The organism is Campylobacter sp. IFREMER_LSEM_CL2256 (genome assembly GCF_025771645.1).
Taxonomy (GTDB): Bacteria; Campylobacterota; Campylobacteria; order Campylobacterales; family Campylobacteraceae; genus Campylobacter_D.
Genome location: NZ_JAKMQQ010000019.1, coordinates 1 through 16,903 on the forward strand (window position 1 = coordinate 1; position 16,903 = coordinate 16,903).

The following is a 16,903-nucleotide window of genomic DNA, read 5'->3' on the forward strand; positions in this document are numbered from 1 at the left end:
TTTTTTAGATAAATTTATATTCATTGAAAAAGTCCTTTCAAAAAATAGTTAATGTGTTTGATGGGTTGCTTGTTAGGATAAAAATATATTTTTGTAATGGGTATTACTAATATATTCTTAACAATTAAGAAATGTTAATACTATATTTATAAATTTAAGCTTAAAAATAAACAATAATAAAATATTAGTATAATAATAAGGTATTATGAACGTTTGAATGTGTTGGATAATAGGTGTTTGAAGCATTTAAACACTTAAATTTAATTTTTTCCTTTTCTTAACATTCTAATTAAAAATCTTGCAGGATGAGTAGCATGTAAAAAATCTTTTTCTATTTTTGGCTCATCAAAGATTAATGCGCTAAGTATTCTAGCTCCAATAATAGCACTAGCAAAAGCCCTAGATCCATGAGCAATAGAAAAATACAAAGGAATAAAATCATTTGGCGCTACTTGACTTTTATTTTTATGCCATAAAAGTGCCTTATAATTTTGCATATAAAAATTTTCATCATAGGCTTGACCTATTATGGCAAATCTATCACTAGAATATGATCTAAATCCTACTTTACCACCCATAATTTCTAAATTTTCACCTTGTAAAAATTCTTTTATATTTTCAACATTTTGCAAATCATCATTTTTCAAAAGCGTTGTATCTTGATTAAGTCTATCATAACTTGCACCAATAAGTTGTAAATTTAATTCTTCATTGATAGGACAAATATAGCCTTTTGAAGATAAAGCATGAGAATTTTTTAAAAATGGTTTTAAATGAGTGCATTGTCCTCTAACACTGCTTAATTTCATATGTTTATACTCTAAAAAATTCTTAACATCAGCACCTTGAGCATAAATTAACACATCATAATCTTTCAATGTTTTTTGATTATTAAATTGCAAAGAAAACTTTTCATTTTCATAAGAATAATCTTTAAATTCATGCTCAAAAAATACTCTAGCCTTGCTTTTTTGCAAAAGTGTTTTCACAAGCTCTTGGGGCTTTATACATGTTCCATCTTTTAAAAAAGCTTGATTGTTAATAATTTCAAATAAAACATTATCTTTTTGACTATCAAAACGCTCTTGCATAAGTTCATTGTGAGCAAATTCATAAACCCCTTGAGAAATTAAATCTAAAATTTGCCTATAAAATCTACTTGCTTCTAAAAAAGCATATTGTGAAAACTCACCCAACAAAACATCAGGTTTTAAAATCAAAGAGCTTAAAATTCCATTGATATTTCCAGAAGCACCTTTTCCTAATGAATTTTCTTTTTCAAAAACATCTACTTGAACATTTCTTAAAGAAAGCTCATAAGCTATACTAGCTCCGGCTATACCTGCTCCGATGATGGCTATTTTTTGTATCTCTTTTTTTAAACTTGGAGTGTTAAAATAAGCAAATTTATCTTCAAACTCAAAGCCATTAAAAATAGCCTGTATCATTTCCCTTTTTCTAAAACCTTTGATTTTTTGTACTTGAAAATTATTATTAATTAAAGCTTTTTTTAAAATGCTTGCAGAAGAAAAAGTCAAAATCTTGGCATTTATTTTTGAATTTTTGGCAACTTTGTTTATAATATCCTCATTAAACATCTCTTGATTTTTAGCAGGAGCAAAACCATCTAAATACCAAACATCGGCTTTAAAGTCTAAATTTTGTAACTTTTCTTTAGCATCGCCAAATACCAAATCTAAAAAACAATCTTGAAAATAAAATCTATAAACTCCATCTTTACATGGAGGGTAAAATTTTAAAAACTGCTCTAAAAGCTCTTTAAATTCCTCATAAAAACTAAGGTTTTTATAAATTTCTCTTAATGTTTCTTTTTCTATATAAAAATTTTCAAAACTAAGATAAAATAATCTTTGATTTTCTTTTTTTTCCTTTATAAAACGCTTTAAAGTAAGGAAAAAATTTAAACCTATACCAAAACCAAGCTCTGCAATGATAGTTTGTTTTGTTTGAAATTCAAAAGCATTAGTATAGATAAATTCACTCTCACTTAAACCATCACTAGAATTAAAATAATAATCATCAAAATCTAAAGAAAAAGGTGCATTGTTTTTAATGATAATATTTGCTTTTTTCATTGATTTTTATAAAAATAACTCTCTATACCATTAGCAATACCAATGGCTAATAATTCTTGAAAATTTTTATTTGTTAATCTATTTCTTTCACTAGGATGACTAATATAACCTGTTTCAATCAATATAGCAGGCATTTGCGCTCCCACTAAAACCCAAAAAGGAGCTTCTCTAACTCCACCATCAACAACTTTATATTTTTTTCTTACATTACTTAAAATCTTTTTTTGAACATCAATAGCTAATTTATTTGAAGCAACGATTTTTTCACGGTTTAAAAAATTTAAAAAGGTTTGTTTGGAAAAATAATTCATCTCTTCAAAATCGGATTGATTTTCCAACTCAGCAGCTTTTTTACTTCTTTCGCTTCTTGCAGGCGATAAGAAGAAGGTTTCAATACCTTGTAAAGTTTTAGCTCTTTGTTTATTTGGAGCTGCATTTGCATGGATAGAAATAAATAAATCCGCCATTTTTTCATTAGCCATAGAGGTTCTATCTCTTAAGTTTATAAATTTATCTGTACTTCTAGTATAATAAATTCTATATCCACGTTTTTTAAGCTCATTACCAAGTTTTAAAGCCACACTTAAAACTACATCTTTTTCTCTAACACCCTTATCACCCAAAGTACCTGGATCTTTACCTCCATGACCTGGGTCAATTACTATGATTTTACCTGATTTTTTAATGGTAGTTTTTGCCGTTTTTGAAGTAGTTTTTGTTGGTGTTTTTTTAGCCTTTTTTTCAAAGCCTATAAATAATTCCTCATCGTCTAAATCAAGATTGGTTTTAAAATCACTAGTAGAATTTAAAACAACTCTTACTGTAGTTTTATTAAATTGCACTATTGTGATGGATTGATTTTTATTGATATCGATTTTTTTTCTATCGCCTTCTAAAATAGCTTCAAAGCTTACAATAGAACGATATGTTTTACCATCTTTAAAAGAATTGATTTTAATATCTTCAATATCAATATCATTGTTTAATTTTAAATTAACACCATTTTTATCTTTACTTGATTTTAAAATATATAAAGGCTCATTTTTAATAATTTCTTTTTTTACTTCTGTTTTTTTAATTTCATTTTGTTTTTTAACTATAGGTTTGGGTTCTTCTTTTTTTTCTACTTTTTCAAGCCCCATAAAAAGACTTTGATCTTTAAGCTCTATTTTGATCTTTAATTCTTTTTTTGAACTTAAGACCAAACGCATACTTGTTGGGTTAAATTGCGATACGATAATATCAAAATCTTTAAATTCAAAAGTTCTCTTAGGTCCTTTTAAAATCCCATCAAAATCTGCAACATAACGAAAATTCTTATCGCCTTTGAGAGTAAAGTTTTTAATGTCTTTTTGGCTGATTTTTTCACTTAAATCAAGTAAGATACCATTGTCTGATTTCTTTACATCAAGCACAAAAAGCTCTTTTTGCACCGGAGCTTTTTTATCTTCTTTTTTATCTTCTTTTTTATCTTCTTTTTTATCTTCTTTTTTATCTTCTTTTTTATCTTCTTTTTTATCTTCTTTTTTATCTTCTTTTTTATCTTCTTTTTTATTAATAGGTGATGTGGTATTGGTTTCAATTTTTGTTTGTTCTTTTTTTATTTTTTGATCTTGTATAACTTTTAAAGCATTTTTTAAACGTGAAATTTCTTCTTCACTTACTCCGCTTTCTTTAAGCTCTTGCACATAAGCTTTATCATCAAAGCCTAAAGAATTTGAACTTATGATTAATCTTTTTAAAATCTCATTTTTTTCTTCATTATTATCATTAATCACACTTTGTATATACAAAGATTTTAACTGCTGGTGTAATTGTAGTTTTTCTTCTGAATTAGAAGTTAAAAAATTTTGATCAAATTTCTTAACTTCTATATTAGCAAAAACACTAAAACAAAATAATAAAAAAATAAAAAATATTCTAAGCATCTTCGCCATTAACTAATTTTTTCATTAGCTCTTCTACACTAATAAGCTTATCTAGTCTATATCCATTAGCCCCTGTAAAAAATAAGCCTGTTTCTTTTTTACCGCTCCAAGCATCATATAATCTATCTGCTATACAATAACCCACCTTAGTAGCTTCCTTGCCTCTACCGCATGGTGCAACACAATTGCTCACACAAGAAATTTTTGGCCCCATTCTTTTATCTACTAAATTTAAAAGATTAGTTCTTACCCCTCTTGCAGGATAGCCAACTGGAGATTTTAAAAGCTCAATATCTTCTTTTTTACAATCTAGCAATACTTGCTTAAAATCATCACTAGCATCGCACTCAAAAGTTCCTATAAATCGAGTTCCCATTTGAACGCCACTTGCTCCTAAAGACATCATTTTTTCTATATCTTGCTTATCCCAAATTCCACCCGCGGCGATTAATGGTATATCTCCCCAGTTTTTAATTTCTTGCGCAACTTGTGGTACTACATTTTCTAACTGATATTCATCCATTAAACATTGCTCATAAGTAAAACCCTGATGTCCACCGCTTTTTGGTCCTTCAACTATAACCGCATCAGGCAAGCGATTGTATCTGCTTTGCCATCTTTTACAGATAATTTTTAAAGCCTTAGCTGATGATACAATAGGCACCAAAGCAACATCAGGATAATCTTGTGTAAATTCAGGCAAATTTGTAGGAAGCCCTGCTCCTGAAACTATCACATTAAAACCAACCTCACAAGCATTACGAGCAATTTGCGCATAATTATTACTTGCATATAAAATATTACAGCCTAAAGGTGCATCTTTGCAAACCTTTCTAGCATTATCTATCAAAGCTTTTAAGCCTGCTTTTGAGTAAAAATTATCACTACCATAAGGCTTTGCATTGAACTCTTTATCTATATGCGTTCTATTTTCATAATATCCAGTTCCTACCGAAGAAATAATCCCTAATCCACCATTTAAAGAAACTGCAGAAGCAAGTTTGTCCCAACTTATACCAAGTCCCATGCCACCTTGAAAAATAGGATATTTTATCTCATGCTTTCCAATTTTTAAAGCTTTAAAACTCATCATATTACCTTTAATTTTGCAAATTTTCTTTTTCCAACTTGTAAAATATATTCACCGCTTTCTAGTTGGAATTGTTCATCTTGAACTTTTTCTCCATTAACACTTACTGCATTTGAATTAATCAATCTTCTAGCAGCTGAAGTAGAACTTTCCATTTTACACTCTACTATAGCTTTTGCAAGCCAAATACTACCTTCTAAAGTAAAACTTGGCATATCACTAGGAAGTTCTTTTGCGCTATGGACTTTGTCAAATTCTTCCTTAGCTTTTAAAGCACATTCATTTGAGTGAAAACGCGCAGTAATTTCTAAAGCTAAATTCTCTTTAGCTTTTTTAGGATGCAATGAGCCATTTTTAACATCATCTTTTATTTGTGAAATTTCATTTAAGCTTTTTTCACTTAAAAGTTCATAATATCTAAACATCAACTCATCACTTATACTCAAAACTTTAGCATACATTTCTTTGGCATTTTCAGTTACACCGATATAATTTCCCAAGCTTTTACTCATCTTGTTTACACCATCAAGGCCTTCAAGCAATGGCATCATCATTACCGCTTGTTCTTTTTGACAATTATATACTCTTTGAAGCTGTCTACCCATTAAAAGATTAAATTTTTGATCCGTTCCACCCATTTCTATATCACTTTTTAATGCAACACTGTCATAACCTTGCAAAAGCGGATATAAAAACTCACAAATTGATATAGGGCTTTGTTCTTTGAAGCGCTTAGTAAAATCATCTCTCTCAAGCATTCTAGCAACACTAAAAGTCGAAGTAAGCTCTACTATACCAGCAGCACCAAGCTCATTTAACCATTTAGAATTAAAATGAATTTGAGTTTTATTTGGATCTAAAATCTTAAAAACTTGTTCTTCATAAGTTTTAGCATTTTTAAGTACTTCTTCTTTGTCAAGTTTTTTTCTTGTAGCACTTTTTCCTGTTGGATCTCCAATTTGAGCAGTAAAATCGCCTATTAAAAACTGCACTATAGCCCCATGCTTTTGAAGCAAAGCCATTTTGCTCAAAACCACAGTATGACCCAAATGCAAATCAGCAGCCGTAGGATCAAAACCAGCCTTTACAAAAAAATTTTCACCTTTTTCATAGTAATTTTTTACTAAAGAAACTAATCTTTCTTCATCAATAATTTCTGCTATTCCTCGTTTAATTTCTTTAATAATTTCATTAATATCCATAAAAAACCTTTTTTAGTGATTATTATATGCATCATTTAAAGATGTAAAATCTAAAATTTTATATCTAGATTTCAATCTTTCTTTTGCATTCTCAAGATCTATATTATTAGGTAACTCAACTTGTACTTCAAAATAGTTTGCAACGACTGGCTCTGAATCAGCTGAGTTAATACTTAAAACATTAATCTGCATTTTAGCTAAAGTAGTTAGAAAATCTGCTAAAGAACCTTTTTTATTTTCTATAGAAACGATGATTTTGTAACTTTTTATCGAACTATCATTCCAAAAAACAAAAACCATTTCTTTATTATCTTCTATCATTTTCATTGCTTGCTCACAAAGCTTATGGTGTATCGTTGCTCCAGTTGAATGTCTAAAAGCAATAATTTCATCTCCTCTTTTAGGCCTACAACAATAATCAAAATTAATCGTGGTTATTTTATAATTAGAACCAATCACTATGCTTTCAAATTTTTGCTCATTTTGCTCAAATTTAGCTGCTTGATTTTGCCCCATATATTTTCTTAGAGCAATAATTACATCTTTAAAATAATTAAAATCCAAAGCAATTTGTCTTAGCTTTTTATTAAAATTTTCTTTTTCAAGCCATTCTTCTATAAGTTTAGAATCTTTATTAAAAACAGTAGATAAAAGATTAACAGCAATTTTGTTATTTAATTCTTTTTTCTTTTGCTTGCAAAAATCTCTTATACTAGCTCTAGCCTTTCCTGTTTTAACGCTATCTATCCATGAACATCTAAAAAATTCTTCTTCGGAAGTTTCAATGCTAACTATATCTCCATTTTTAAGCACGGTTAAAAGTGGTACTCTCATGCGGTTAACAAACGCAGTTTTTGCATGAAGTCCTACTTTGGTGTGAACTTCATAAGCAAAATCCAAAGCCGTAGCCCCGCGCGGCAAAGTAAAAATTTCACCCTTTGGAGAATATACTGCTATATCTTCTATATATAAACTATCTTTTGCATATTCATAAAGTTCGATAGCATCACAATCTTGCACAGCATTGCCATCTTCTTTACCATGCATAGAAATATCCGCAAGCCAATCTAAATTTGGTGTTGTTATATTTCCTTCTTTATATTTCCAATGCGCTGCCACGCCAAATTCAGCAGTCTTATGCATATCAAAGGTGCGAATTTGAGCTTCTATGATATTTTTTGCATCAAAAAGTGTTGTATGTAAGGTTTGGTAACCATTTTGTTTTGGCAAAGCTATATAATCTTTAAATCTTGAAATTAAAGGATTAAAATGTGTATGTAAAATTCCTAAAGCCAAATAACAATCATAAACTTTTTCAACCAAAATTCTTACACCCAAAAGGTCTAAAACTTCATCAAGCCCCACACCTTTTCTTTGCATTTTTAAATAAATAGAATAATTATGTTTGATTCTTTTGTGTATAACAAAACTACCTTGTCTAAACCCATTTTCCAAAAATAACATTTCTATTTTTGAGATAAATTCATTAAATCCAAGTTGAATTTGTTGATCTTTTGCATTTATATAATTATCAATTTGTGCATATTCATCAGGTAATAAAAACTTAAAACTTAAATCCTCAAGCAAATTTTTTATACTTGAAATTCCAAGTCTATGAGCTATAGGTGCATATACCACCAAGGTTTCTTCGCTGATTCTTTTTTGTTTATCTTCTCTTAAAAAATTTAAAGTAAGCATATTGTGCAATCTATCACAAAGCTTTATTACAAGCACGCTCACATCTTCAACACCAGCTAAAAGCATATTTCTAAAAGTCAAAGCAGATTTTGCAAGCTTTTCATTAGAATTAGAGCGTGTAAGATGATCTTCTCTAATACTGACTATTTTGGTTAAGCCTTGAACTAATTTGGTGACTTCTTCGCCAAAATTTAAACTCAATTCTTCTTCATTGCAATTTGTATCTTCTAGCACATCATGCAATAATGCAGCGATAATCATAGACTGCACTGGACTTAAAAAAGCCACAAAAGAAGCCACTAATATAGGGTGAACCGCATATGGTTCTCCACTTTTTCTAAATTGTCCTTCGTGTTTTTGGATACAAAAATCTACCGCTTTTTCTAAAACAGCAGATTGTGGAAAGACCATAAAAAGGATTTCTTTTGCTCTTTGTAAATCCTTACAATTTTTAACATCATCAACAAGTTTATCTAACAATAACTCATCATTTACTAGCTTCAATAAATCCCTCTAAAACGATTTTATCTTCTGCTATTTCATGTAAAGCAATGTCGGTATATTTGTATTTATTTTTATCTAAATTTACTAAAGGTTCTGCACCATTTGCAAGCTCTTCAGCTCTTTTAGCTACTACAAGAGCTAGTTTATATCTATCATCTTTTAGTTTTTTTAATGCTTTTGCAGCTATTTGTTCTACTCTCATTTTTATCCTTAATCTTGATTTTTAACAATAGAGCATAAACTCATATCGCCTTGGATGATTTTTAATAAATTTCCTTCTTTAAACATATTACATACCACAATAGGTAAAGCATTATCTTTAGCTAAGGCTATTGCAGTATCATCCATAACTTTAATATTATCATGCAAAGCTCTTTCATAGCTTAACTCATTAAGCATAATTGCATCATCATATTTTTTAGGATCTTTATCATAAATTCCATCTACCTTAGTTGCTTTAATAATCATATCTGCTTGAATTTCTACCGCTCTTAAAGTCGCAGCAGTATCTGTAGTAAAATAAGGATTACCCGTACCACAAGCAAAAATAACTATACGTCCTTTTTCTAAGTGTCTATGTGCTCTTCTCATGATATAAGTTTCACAGAATGCTTCCATTTGAATAGCGCTTTGAACCCTTACATCAAGCCCAGCACTTTCTAATGCTTCTTGCATAGCTATAGAATTAATCACAGTAGCAAGCATACCCATATGATCACCACTTGTTCTTTTTATAAGTCCATCTCTTGCAGCAGATACCCCTCTAATGATATTTCCACCGCCTATTACTATACCTACTTCAACATTTTCATTAATCAAGCTTTTTATTTCAGAAGCTATGTATTTTAAAATAGAATTTTCTATACCAAACCCATTTTCTCCAGCCAAAGCTTCTCCAGAAAATTTAACCAATACTCTTTTTCTTTTATTGTTCATTAAATTTCTCCTTTGATTTGAAACTATATCAAAATTCGCATTAAAAAAAACTAATTTATTTAATCATCTCTAAAGGATTGATATGAAAATTCTTTTGCGTTACTTCAAAAGTTAAATCACTTTCAACCCTACCTATAATATAACCTTTTTTGATATTTCTACCCACTTTAACACCAGGTGCAATTTTATCTAAATGCGCATAAATAGTATGTATACCATCTTTATTTTCAACAATCACAACTTGTTTTAAAGTTGGAGTTGCTTTTGCAAAAACTACTTTACCATCTAAGACATTTCTTACTGCAGCATTAGCACTGTCACTTTTTAAAACCACATTTTCATTATAAATTTTAATATTATAAATAGGATCAACATAATTTCCAAATTTTTGCTTTACCGTGTAAGATTCTAAAGGAGCGATTGTCTTAGGACCGCTATAGCGTTTAACACTGCTTGTTTGATAACTTGAGCCTACTTGTTTAACATTTGAGCTTGGTTTTTTATCTTCTTTTTTTTGTGCTAATTTTTCTTCTTCTTTTTCTTTAATAATTTTTAATTTATTAAGTGTTTTTCTCAATTCTTGTTGTTGAGCTTGCAAATTGGAAAGTTTTCTAGTATAAATTTCTTTATCTGTTTTTTGCTTAGCTATTTCTTGTTCTTGCTTTTTTCTAAGATTTTTAAGCTCATCGATTTGATCTTTATAGGTTTTTAAATTATTATTGATTGTGGTAATTTGAGTTTGCTTTTCTTCTATTTTTTTACTTATATTTTCATAATCTTTTGAAATTTGATAAAATTCTTCTTTGAAAATTTTATCCAAAACCCCAACTAATTCTAAAGCTATGATACTATCTTCACTTTCAATATAATTTTTAGGAATTGCCAAATCATAAGCAAAATCTTTAGCAATTAAATCAATAATCTTCCCTTCTATTTTGTTTTTATTTTGCAAAAGATCTTTATTTTGTGCATTGAGTTGCTCTAGCGCTTTTATTTGAGTTTTTACTGAACTTTCAAGTTTAGAAGTTTTTGAAGTTAAGGTGCTAATTTCTGAAGCGATTTTTTTTAGATTTTTTTCATTATCTAAAATTTCACTTGCTAAATCCTCTAACTTTTTAGAAAGCTGCTTTACTATACGTTCATTTTCTTTAATATCTTTTTGTTTTTGTACAATTTCATTTGCAAATAAAACAGAAAAAGAAAACAAAAAAAGCAAAAAGCATTTTTTCATTTTCTAACCTTAAACATTACAAAATTCACACAAGCAAAACAAACACAAAGCATTGCTAAAAAAATCAAAAACAAATGTGTGAAAATACTTATTTTAGGTAAGCTAATGTCCACACTTTGTAAGGCTAGTTTAATGGATTCAAGATCATAAACTTGGGTAAAAAATAATACAAGCAATAAAAATGCTATAAAACAATCAATAAAAACAATCTTATAAAGCATAAAAGATCTAAACCAAAACGGTGCTCCAAGTAAACACATGATTTCTACTCTTTGAGTATGCTCAAAAAGCCAAATTTTCATTTGCTTAAGCAATAATACAAAGCTAAGCAATATTATAATAAACAAGAAAAACCATAATAAAAATTTCACTAAAACCAAAAGTTTGTAAATTTTTGTATGCGTTTTAGCAAAAGTCTCCACTCTAGTAATATTAGGATTTTTTAAAAGCTTATCTTTTAAAGTATTTAGCTCATCTTCTGATAAAAGTTTATTGAGTTTTAAAGTATAAAATTTTGGCAATGTAGCCTTTAAAACTTCTATATTTTTAGCTGATATATCATTTTTAAGTCTATCTATCATTTCATTTGGATTTAAAATTTCTAAAGACTGAAAATGACTTACTTGATCTTCTATGCCTTTTTTATCTAAATGAGTTTTACCTACTAAAATAATATTATAATCTTTATTTAAAAGTTTTTCATAATGCTCTATAGTTTTGTTTGTAATGATTAAAAACTCAAAAGCGAACATCATTACCATTAAAGCAAATATCAAAGAAAGATGATTTTTAAAAGATTTCATTCATTCTCCCATTTTCTATATTAAAACGACGATAATCAAGTCTTAAATTAGTAGGAATTCTATGCGTAACAACCACTACACAAGTTCCAAGTATTTCTCTAGCTGATTTTAATAAAGTCCATATAATATCTGAAGAATACTCATCCAAATTTCCCGTTGGCTCATCACATAAGAGTAATTTTGGATTATGTGCTAAAGCTCTTGCCATAGCCACGCGTTGTTGCTCTCCACCTGAAAGCTGAGCTGGCTTCTTATCAGCTTTGAAAGTTAAATTTACATGCTTTAAAAGCTTTGCGGCTTGTTCTTTACATACATTCTTACTATAACCTTTAATCATCAAAGGTAGCATTACATTTTTTTCTACACTAAATTCTTGAACCAAACGATAATCTTGAAAAATAATCCCTATTTTTTGCCTAAGCTGTAAAAGCTCAGCATTAGAAATATCCACTAAATCATTATTGCAAACCTTTAAGCTTCCACTTATTGGTTCCAAATCTCCATAAAAAGATTTTAACAAAGTTGACTTTCCACTACCACTTTTTCCTGTAATAAAAACAAAATCATTATCTTTTAGCGAAAAACTAGCATTTTCTATAACAAGTTCATCATAACCAAGACAAAGCTTTTTAGCTTCTATCATCACTGCTTTTTCCTTATCATTTGTTTGATAATTATTTAAATCATTATTATTTAATATAAGAATACAATATTTCTCTTAATTTTTCTATAGCTTTTAAATTTTCTTTAGTTTTAAAAGGCTGTTCAAAAATAAATTCTATCTTTTGTGCGTTTAAAGCTATATAAACATGCTCAGGCTTATAAAAAGCACCAAAAGCTATTTTAATGATAAGCTCATCATCTTTAATGTACATTTTTTCAAAATGCAAGAAAAAATCCTCACCCTTAAAAACTTCATTTTTAAAATTCTTTTTTATACAAGCTAATTCTTCTGCGTTTAATCTTAAATCTTCAATGGCAAATTTTTGATCCTTGCTTAAACTTTCACTCTTGCTAAAACCACTAATGATTAAATCATATATATCTTTATTTTGTCTTTTCCAGCGATCTTCATATTTGCTTGAAATTTCTAAATTTTCATTTTTCTTAATCAAGGCCTTCAAATGAGAAAAATTCAAAAAAGTTTCTAGGGTAAAATCAAAATACAAAAAACTATCTGTTCTAAGTTCAAATTGCCCATTTTCTTTTAAAACTCTAGCGCATTCATTTGCAAAATTTAACCCCACTACCCTACGATGAGGCTTTTTATCCCAAGGAACAGGAAAATGCAAAAAGATTTTATCTATCAAGTTAGACTCAAGTACGCTTAGTAATAATCTTGCATCAGTTTCTATTAATAAAACATTATTTAAGTTTTCACTTAAGGCAAGTTTAGCTACTTGCTCTAACGCAGGGGTGTAAATTTCTATACCTATAATCAAAACATCAGGATTTAATCTTGCTTGATAAAGCAAATGCCTACCACTTCCAAAGCCTATTTCAATAAAAATTTGCTTTTTGTTTTTTATTTGCTCTAGTAATTCTTTTAAATCATTGGCAATTAAAGGTGTTTTTTGGATTAACCTTGTATGTTTTAACGCCACAGCTTCACAAACTACATCTTGAGTAAAGTTTTCTTTAAACACAAGTAAAGCTTTTTGCAAATATCCAATTTGCGAAGGCTTAGTGTGTTTTTCACCTTTAATAAGCCATTCTTGTTTTTTTTCATCTTTTTTAATCTGCAAAAAAAAGTTTTCTTGCTTTATACGCGTAAAAAGCAAGTCTACATTTTCACCTTTAGCAAGCCATAAGAATTCAACCCCATCTTTTTCAAAAGGAAGTTGAATTTCTTTTAGAATTTTACACTTAAAATTTGGCATTACTTCACCGCTGTAAATTTATCAGAAGCTTTTGATTCTATACCATTTGCATCAATAGCTATAACTTCATAGCTATATACTTTTCCAGGAACAGCTGTGATGTCTTTTAATTGTTTAGATTTAATCTCTTTAAACACAGCATTACTTCCACCTCCACTTCGTTTAACTATGTATTCTTTAGCTCTATCATCATTATCAACCCATTCAACTCTAATACCATCATCTTCAACAGCACATAAAATAATACTTGGTGCTAATGGTGCCCCTAAGGTAATACCTTCTACAGACTCACTTGCTATAGGACTTTCCAAGCCATCTTTATCGACCATACTCACTTTATAATATCTTTTTTCAGCCACGCCTTTAACTACATCTTCATAAGTATTTTCAGAAGTTTTAGCTACCACGCTAAAAGGTAAAAAGGTGGTTGAACTAGAATAAATTTTATAATAAGCAAAATCAGCATAATCAATTTTATCCCAAGTTAAAATGATTTTTCTTGGCGCATCTTTACTTGCTTGTAAATTACTTACCATAGGAGGAAGCGCTTTAGTAGTTGATTCTACTATTTTACTTGGGGTACTTTTAATGCCATCATAAGTTAAAGCTATGATTCTATATTGAAAACTCTCATCAGGCTTTAATGAATCATCTATATATTCAGCACTTAAGCGATTTTTAACCCTAGTTAATTCTTTAAATTTCATATCTTTCATATTTGCACGCTCAATGATGTATGAATTTACTCTTACATCAGGGTGTGGTCTCCAAACTATTTTTACACGATTTGGCAAACCCACAATAGCTTGCACAAAAGGCACTGGATCAATCACTCTATTGGTAAAAGCTTCTATGCTTACACCATCTTGAGAAACTTGCCCAAGCTCATTAAAAGTTTTCATAGAATAATAATATCTTGTATTTGGCTCTAAATTTGTATCAGTATAATGAGTTTGAAATTTATTTTTAATTTTTGCTATAAGCTCCATAGGTGCACCAGCTGCATTTGCTCTATAAATGTAATAGCCTGCTATATTTTGATCATACAAAGGCTCCCATTCAAAAGCTATGCTTGTAATATCACTTATACTTTTAATATTTGAAATTTTTGGTAAAGTATCGTTTACTTGAGCAATTTGAGGCGAACTCATAGTTGTACTACAAGCACTAAAAGCCAAAGCAGAACTTAAGATAATCCAGTGAAGTTTTTTCATCTATCTCTCCTTGTGTAAAATTTTCTTTTAAAATTTGATAAAAATCATCAAACATAGGAGCTTTTATAAACATTAACTCTTTAGTCCTAGGATGAATAAAATAAATCAAATACGCATGAAGCATTACTCTATTATACTTTATTTTTCCTTTATATCCGTATAATTCATCTCCTAAAATATAGCGATTAAAATCTGCTAAATGCACCCTGATTTGATGGGTTCTTCCTGTATATAATTTAGCAGCTATTAAAGAGCAGTTTTTAGCACTTAATAAATTTATAAAATCTGTTTTTGCATTTTTTGCTAAAGGATTTTTGGTATTTGTAGTAATTTTTTTAAGCCTATTATTAGGACAACGCATAATGGCTTTTTCATTACTCATTTTATCATTTTTCAAAGGCAAGTCACTCAAAGCAAGGTAAAATCTTCCCATACTTTTATCTAAAAGCTGATTTGCTAAAAATTGATGTGCTTGATTATTTTTTGCTATGATGATAGCTCCGCTTGTGCCTTTATCAAGTCTATGCACAAGCCCTGCTCTATGCTCTCCATTTAAATTTGATAAAGCATAGCCCTTATGCAAAAGCCAATCCACCAAAGTCGCTTCTTTAACACTACTTGCACCATGCACGACAACATTAGGAGCTTTGTTTAAAACTAAAACATCATCATCTTCATATAAAATTTCTATATCAAACTCGGGCGTGTAGCTTTCTTTGGCTTCTTTTACTAAAGGTAAAAAAATACTTATTTCATCTTTTTGTTTTATTTTTTTAGAACTTTTATTTTCTAATTTTTCATTAATATATATGCAGTTTTCTTTGATAAGTTTAGTAACTTGCGAACGACTTTGCTTAAGTATATCTGATAAAAAAATATCCAATCTTTCTTCACAAAGTGATGAAATTTTTAGCATATTATATTTCCTTGTGATAAAATTTGCAATTTTAGCATATAATTACACAATATTTTGTAAAAAAGGTTAGCTTTGATAAAACTTGATAGAAGAATTCTAACGCATTTTGATTTTGTTCAACCTCTTTTAGTGTTGCCTATCATAGCTATATCTTTTCTTTTAATTTATGAAGCAAATACACGCTTAGCTGAAAAGCAATTTATCTATACTTTAGTAGGTTTTGCAGGATTTGCATTTTTTTTCTTTTTACCTTTAAGAAGATTAATGTGGCTTATACCTGTACTATATTGGATTAATATAGCTTTGCTTTTGAGTGTGGATATTTTTGGTGTTGAAAAACTTGGAGCTAGAAGATGGCTTGAGATACCTTTTACGCATTTTACCATACAACCTTCTGAAATTTTCAAACCCTCTTTTATTTTAATGCTAGCTTATTTGATTTATCAAAACCCACCACCTCATAATGGCTATGGTTTAAAACAATTTTTAAAGCTAAGTTTTTATATTTTACTCCCATTTTTACTTATAGCAGGAGAACCTGATTTAGGAACAGCTTTAGTACTTTTAATAGTGGGCTTTGGAACGCTTTTTATCATAGGAGTAAATTATAAAATTTGGCTTAGCATTTTTTTAGCTATAGCTATAGCTTCGCCTATTATTTATAGTGATTTTTTAAAACCTTATCAAAAACAAAGAATTCATGATTTCTTAGCTGAAGAGCCAAGTTACCATGTAAAACAATCCATCATTGCAATAGGAAGCGGTGGTTTGAGCGGAAAAAAGGCCGATGAAGCCACACAAACACATTTTAAATTTTTACCTATTTCTACGAGTGATTTTATCTTTGCATATTTGTCTGAAAGATTTGGTTTTATCGGTGCGGTTGTAATCATATTACTTTACACCTTACTCATTTTTCATTTATTGAGTTTAAATTATAAGCTCAAAGATGATTATTTTACAAGAGTAGTAACAAATTGCATTGCTTTATTTATTTTCATATATGTAGCAGTAAATATATCAATGACCATAGGTTTTGCTCCTGTTGTTGGTATACCTATGCCATTTTTTAGTCATGGGGGAAGTTCTTTTGCTACCTTTATGATTTTCTTTGGAATTTTACAAAATTTAATAACTTTTAGATATTTAGCAATAGAAAAAGCAGTAAAAATAAAATTCTAAATTTAAATTAAGGAAATAAAGATATAATAACATTTTTATTTTAACTTCTGGCGGATTTATAGCTCAGTTGGTTAGAGCAACCGGCTCATAACCGGTTGGTCGCAGGTTCGAGTCCTGCTAAATCCACCATTTAATTATTATTTTATATTTATTGTATTTTAATTTTATTATTTCTTATTAGTTTTGCATTACAGCTTGATTTTCAAAAAAACATTTTCCAATG

Annotated in this window: 14 protein-coding genes and 1 tRNA gene; 2 read left to right on the plus strand and 13 right to left on the minus strand. The window is 29.1% G+C overall.

Annotation, left to right across the window (positions count from 1 at the left end):
• Positions 1–260: 260 nt before the first annotated feature.
• From mnmC to L8U00_RS07570, 13 genes are read right to left on the minus strand one after another with little or no spacing between them, the layout of a single operon-like run.
• Entirely contained in the window at positions 261–2,096 is a 1,836-nt protein-coding gene (mnmC, locus tag L8U00_RS07510) for a bifunctional tRNA (5-methylaminomethyl-2-thiouridine)(34)-methyltransferase MnmD/FAD-dependent 5-carboxymethylaminomethyl-2-thiouridine(34) oxidoreductase MnmC (RefSeq protein WP_263709078.1), read from the minus strand.
• Positions 2,093–4,024 (minus strand): N-acetylmuramoyl-L-alanine amidase family protein, encoded by a 1,932-nt coding sequence (locus tag L8U00_RS07515; RefSeq protein ID WP_263709079.1) that lies wholly within the window; start codon positions 4,022–4,024, stop codon positions 2,093–2,095. The genes mnmC and L8U00_RS07515 overlap by 4 nt, the downstream gene beginning before the upstream one ends.
• The gene (locus tag L8U00_RS07520) at positions 4,017–5,114 is read right to left on the minus strand and encodes a nitronate monooxygenase (RefSeq protein ID WP_039628221.1); all 1,098 of its coding nucleotides are present in this window, start codon (positions 5,112–5,114) and stop codon (positions 4,017–4,019) included. The genes L8U00_RS07515 and L8U00_RS07520 overlap by 8 nt, the downstream gene beginning before the upstream one ends.
• A complete protein-coding gene (gene tyrS, locus L8U00_RS07525; RefSeq protein ID WP_263709080.1) occupies positions 5,114–6,316 on the minus strand; it encodes a tyrosine--tRNA ligase in 1,203 nt (400 codons plus the stop codon). The genes L8U00_RS07520 and tyrS overlap by 1 nt, the downstream gene beginning before the upstream one ends.
• A 12-nt stretch (positions 6,317–6,328) precedes the next feature.
• Positions 6,329–8,518: a RelA/SpoT family protein gene (locus L8U00_RS07530; RefSeq protein WP_263707356.1), complete on the minus strand. Its 2,190-nt coding sequence runs from the start codon at positions 8,516–8,518 to the stop codon at positions 6,329–6,331.
• Positions 8,502–8,720: a DNA-directed RNA polymerase subunit omega gene (locus L8U00_RS07535; protein WP_039618002.1), complete on the minus strand. Its 219-nt coding sequence runs from the start codon at positions 8,718–8,720 to the stop codon at positions 8,502–8,504. Before L8U00_RS07535 ends, L8U00_RS07530 begins: the two co-directional genes overlap by 17 nt.
• Before the next feature lie 8 nt (positions 8,721–8,728).
• On the minus strand, positions 8,729–9,454 hold the full coding sequence (gene pyrH / locus L8U00_RS07540) for a UMP kinase (RefSeq protein WP_039628219.1): 726 nt from the start codon (positions 9,452–9,454) through the stop codon (positions 8,729–8,731).
• Positions 9,455–9,509: 55 nt separating this feature from the next.
• Complete coding sequence (locus L8U00_RS07545) at positions 9,510–10,685, minus strand: murein hydrolase activator EnvC family protein (RefSeq protein ID WP_263709081.1); 1,176 nt, start codon at positions 10,683–10,685, stop codon at positions 9,510–9,512.
• Complete coding sequence (locus L8U00_RS07550; RefSeq protein ID WP_263709082.1) at positions 10,682–11,488, minus strand: ABC transporter permease; 807 nt, start codon at positions 11,486–11,488, stop codon at positions 10,682–10,684. Before L8U00_RS07550 ends, L8U00_RS07545 begins: the two co-directional genes overlap by 4 nt.
• Entirely contained in the window at positions 11,475–12,131 is a 657-nt protein-coding gene (locus tag L8U00_RS07555) for a cell division ATP-binding protein FtsE (RefSeq protein WP_039642523.1), read from the minus strand. The genes L8U00_RS07550 and L8U00_RS07555 overlap by 14 nt, the downstream gene beginning before the upstream one ends.
• Before the next feature lie 46 nt (positions 12,132–12,177).
• Entirely contained in the window at positions 12,178–13,368 is a 1,191-nt protein-coding gene (gene trmB, locus L8U00_RS07560) for a tRNA (guanosine(46)-N7)-methyltransferase TrmB (RefSeq protein WP_263709083.1), read from the minus strand.
• A complete protein-coding gene (locus L8U00_RS07565) occupies positions 13,368–14,582 on the minus strand; it encodes a fibronectin type III domain-containing protein (RefSeq protein ID WP_263709084.1) in 1,215 nt (404 codons plus the stop codon). Before L8U00_RS07565 ends, trmB begins: the two co-directional genes overlap by 1 nt.
• On the minus strand, positions 14,536–15,498 hold the full coding sequence (locus tag L8U00_RS07570) for an RluA family pseudouridine synthase (RefSeq protein WP_263709085.1): 963 nt from the start codon (positions 15,496–15,498) through the stop codon (positions 14,536–14,538). Before L8U00_RS07570 ends, L8U00_RS07565 begins: the two co-directional genes overlap by 47 nt.
• 72 nt (positions 15,499–15,570) lie before the next feature.
• On the opposite strand from L8U00_RS07570, the gene L8U00_RS07575 reads away from it, so the two are divergent.
• The gene (locus L8U00_RS07575) at positions 15,571–16,680 is read left to right on the plus strand and encodes an FtsW/RodA/SpoVE family cell cycle protein (RefSeq protein WP_214118031.1); all 1,110 of its coding nucleotides are present in this window, start codon (positions 15,571–15,573) and stop codon (positions 16,678–16,680) included.
• Positions 16,681–16,732: 52 nt separating this feature from the next.
• Positions 16,733–16,809, plus strand: a tRNA-Ile gene (locus L8U00_RS07580).
• Positions 16,810–16,903: the final 94 nt, after the last annotated feature.

Excerpts from the sequence above, each read along its gene's own strand:
- mnmC (WP_263709078.1), bottom strand. The coding sequence starts at position 2,096 with ATGAAAAAAGCAAATATTATCATTAAAAACAATGCACCTTTTTCTTTA.
- L8U00_RS07515 (WP_263709079.1), bottom strand. The coding sequence starts at position 4,024 with ATGCTTAGAATATTTTTTATTTTTTTATTATTTTGTTTTAGTGTTTTT.
- L8U00_RS07520 (WP_039628221.1), bottom strand. The coding sequence starts at position 5,114 with ATGAGTTTTAAAGCTTTAAAAATTGGAAAGCATGAGATAAAATATCCT.
- tyrS (WP_263709080.1), bottom strand. The coding sequence starts at position 6,316 with ATGGATATTAATGAAATTATTAAAGAAATTAAACGAGGAATAGCAGAA.
- L8U00_RS07535 (WP_039618002.1), bottom strand. The coding sequence starts at position 8,720 with ATGAGAGTAGAACAAATAGCTGCAAAAGCATTAAAAAAACTAAAAGAT.
- pyrH (WP_039628219.1), bottom strand. The coding sequence starts at position 9,454 with ATGAACAATAAAAGAAAAAGAGTATTGGTTAAATTTTCTGGAGAAGCT.
- L8U00_RS07545 (WP_263709081.1), bottom strand. The coding sequence starts at position 10,685 with ATGAAAAAATGCTTTTTGCTTTTTTTGTTTTCTTTTTCTGTTTTATTT.
- L8U00_RS07550 (WP_263709082.1), bottom strand. The coding sequence starts at position 11,488 with ATGAAATCTTTTAAAAATCATCTTTCTTTGATATTTGCTTTAATGGTA.
- L8U00_RS07555 (WP_039642523.1), bottom strand. The coding sequence starts at position 12,131 with ATGATAGAAGCTAAAAAGCTTTGTCTTGGTTATGATGAACTTGTTATA.
- trmB (WP_263709083.1), bottom strand. The coding sequence starts at position 13,368 with ATGCCAAATTTTAAGTGTAAAATTCTAAAAGAAATTCAACTTCCTTTT.
- L8U00_RS07565 (WP_263709084.1), bottom strand. The coding sequence starts at position 14,582 with ATGAAAAAACTTCACTGGATTATCTTAAGTTCTGCTTTGGCTTTTAGT.
- L8U00_RS07570 (WP_263709085.1), bottom strand. The coding sequence starts at position 15,498 with ATGCTAAAAATTTCATCACTTTGTGAAGAAAGATTGGATATTTTTTTA.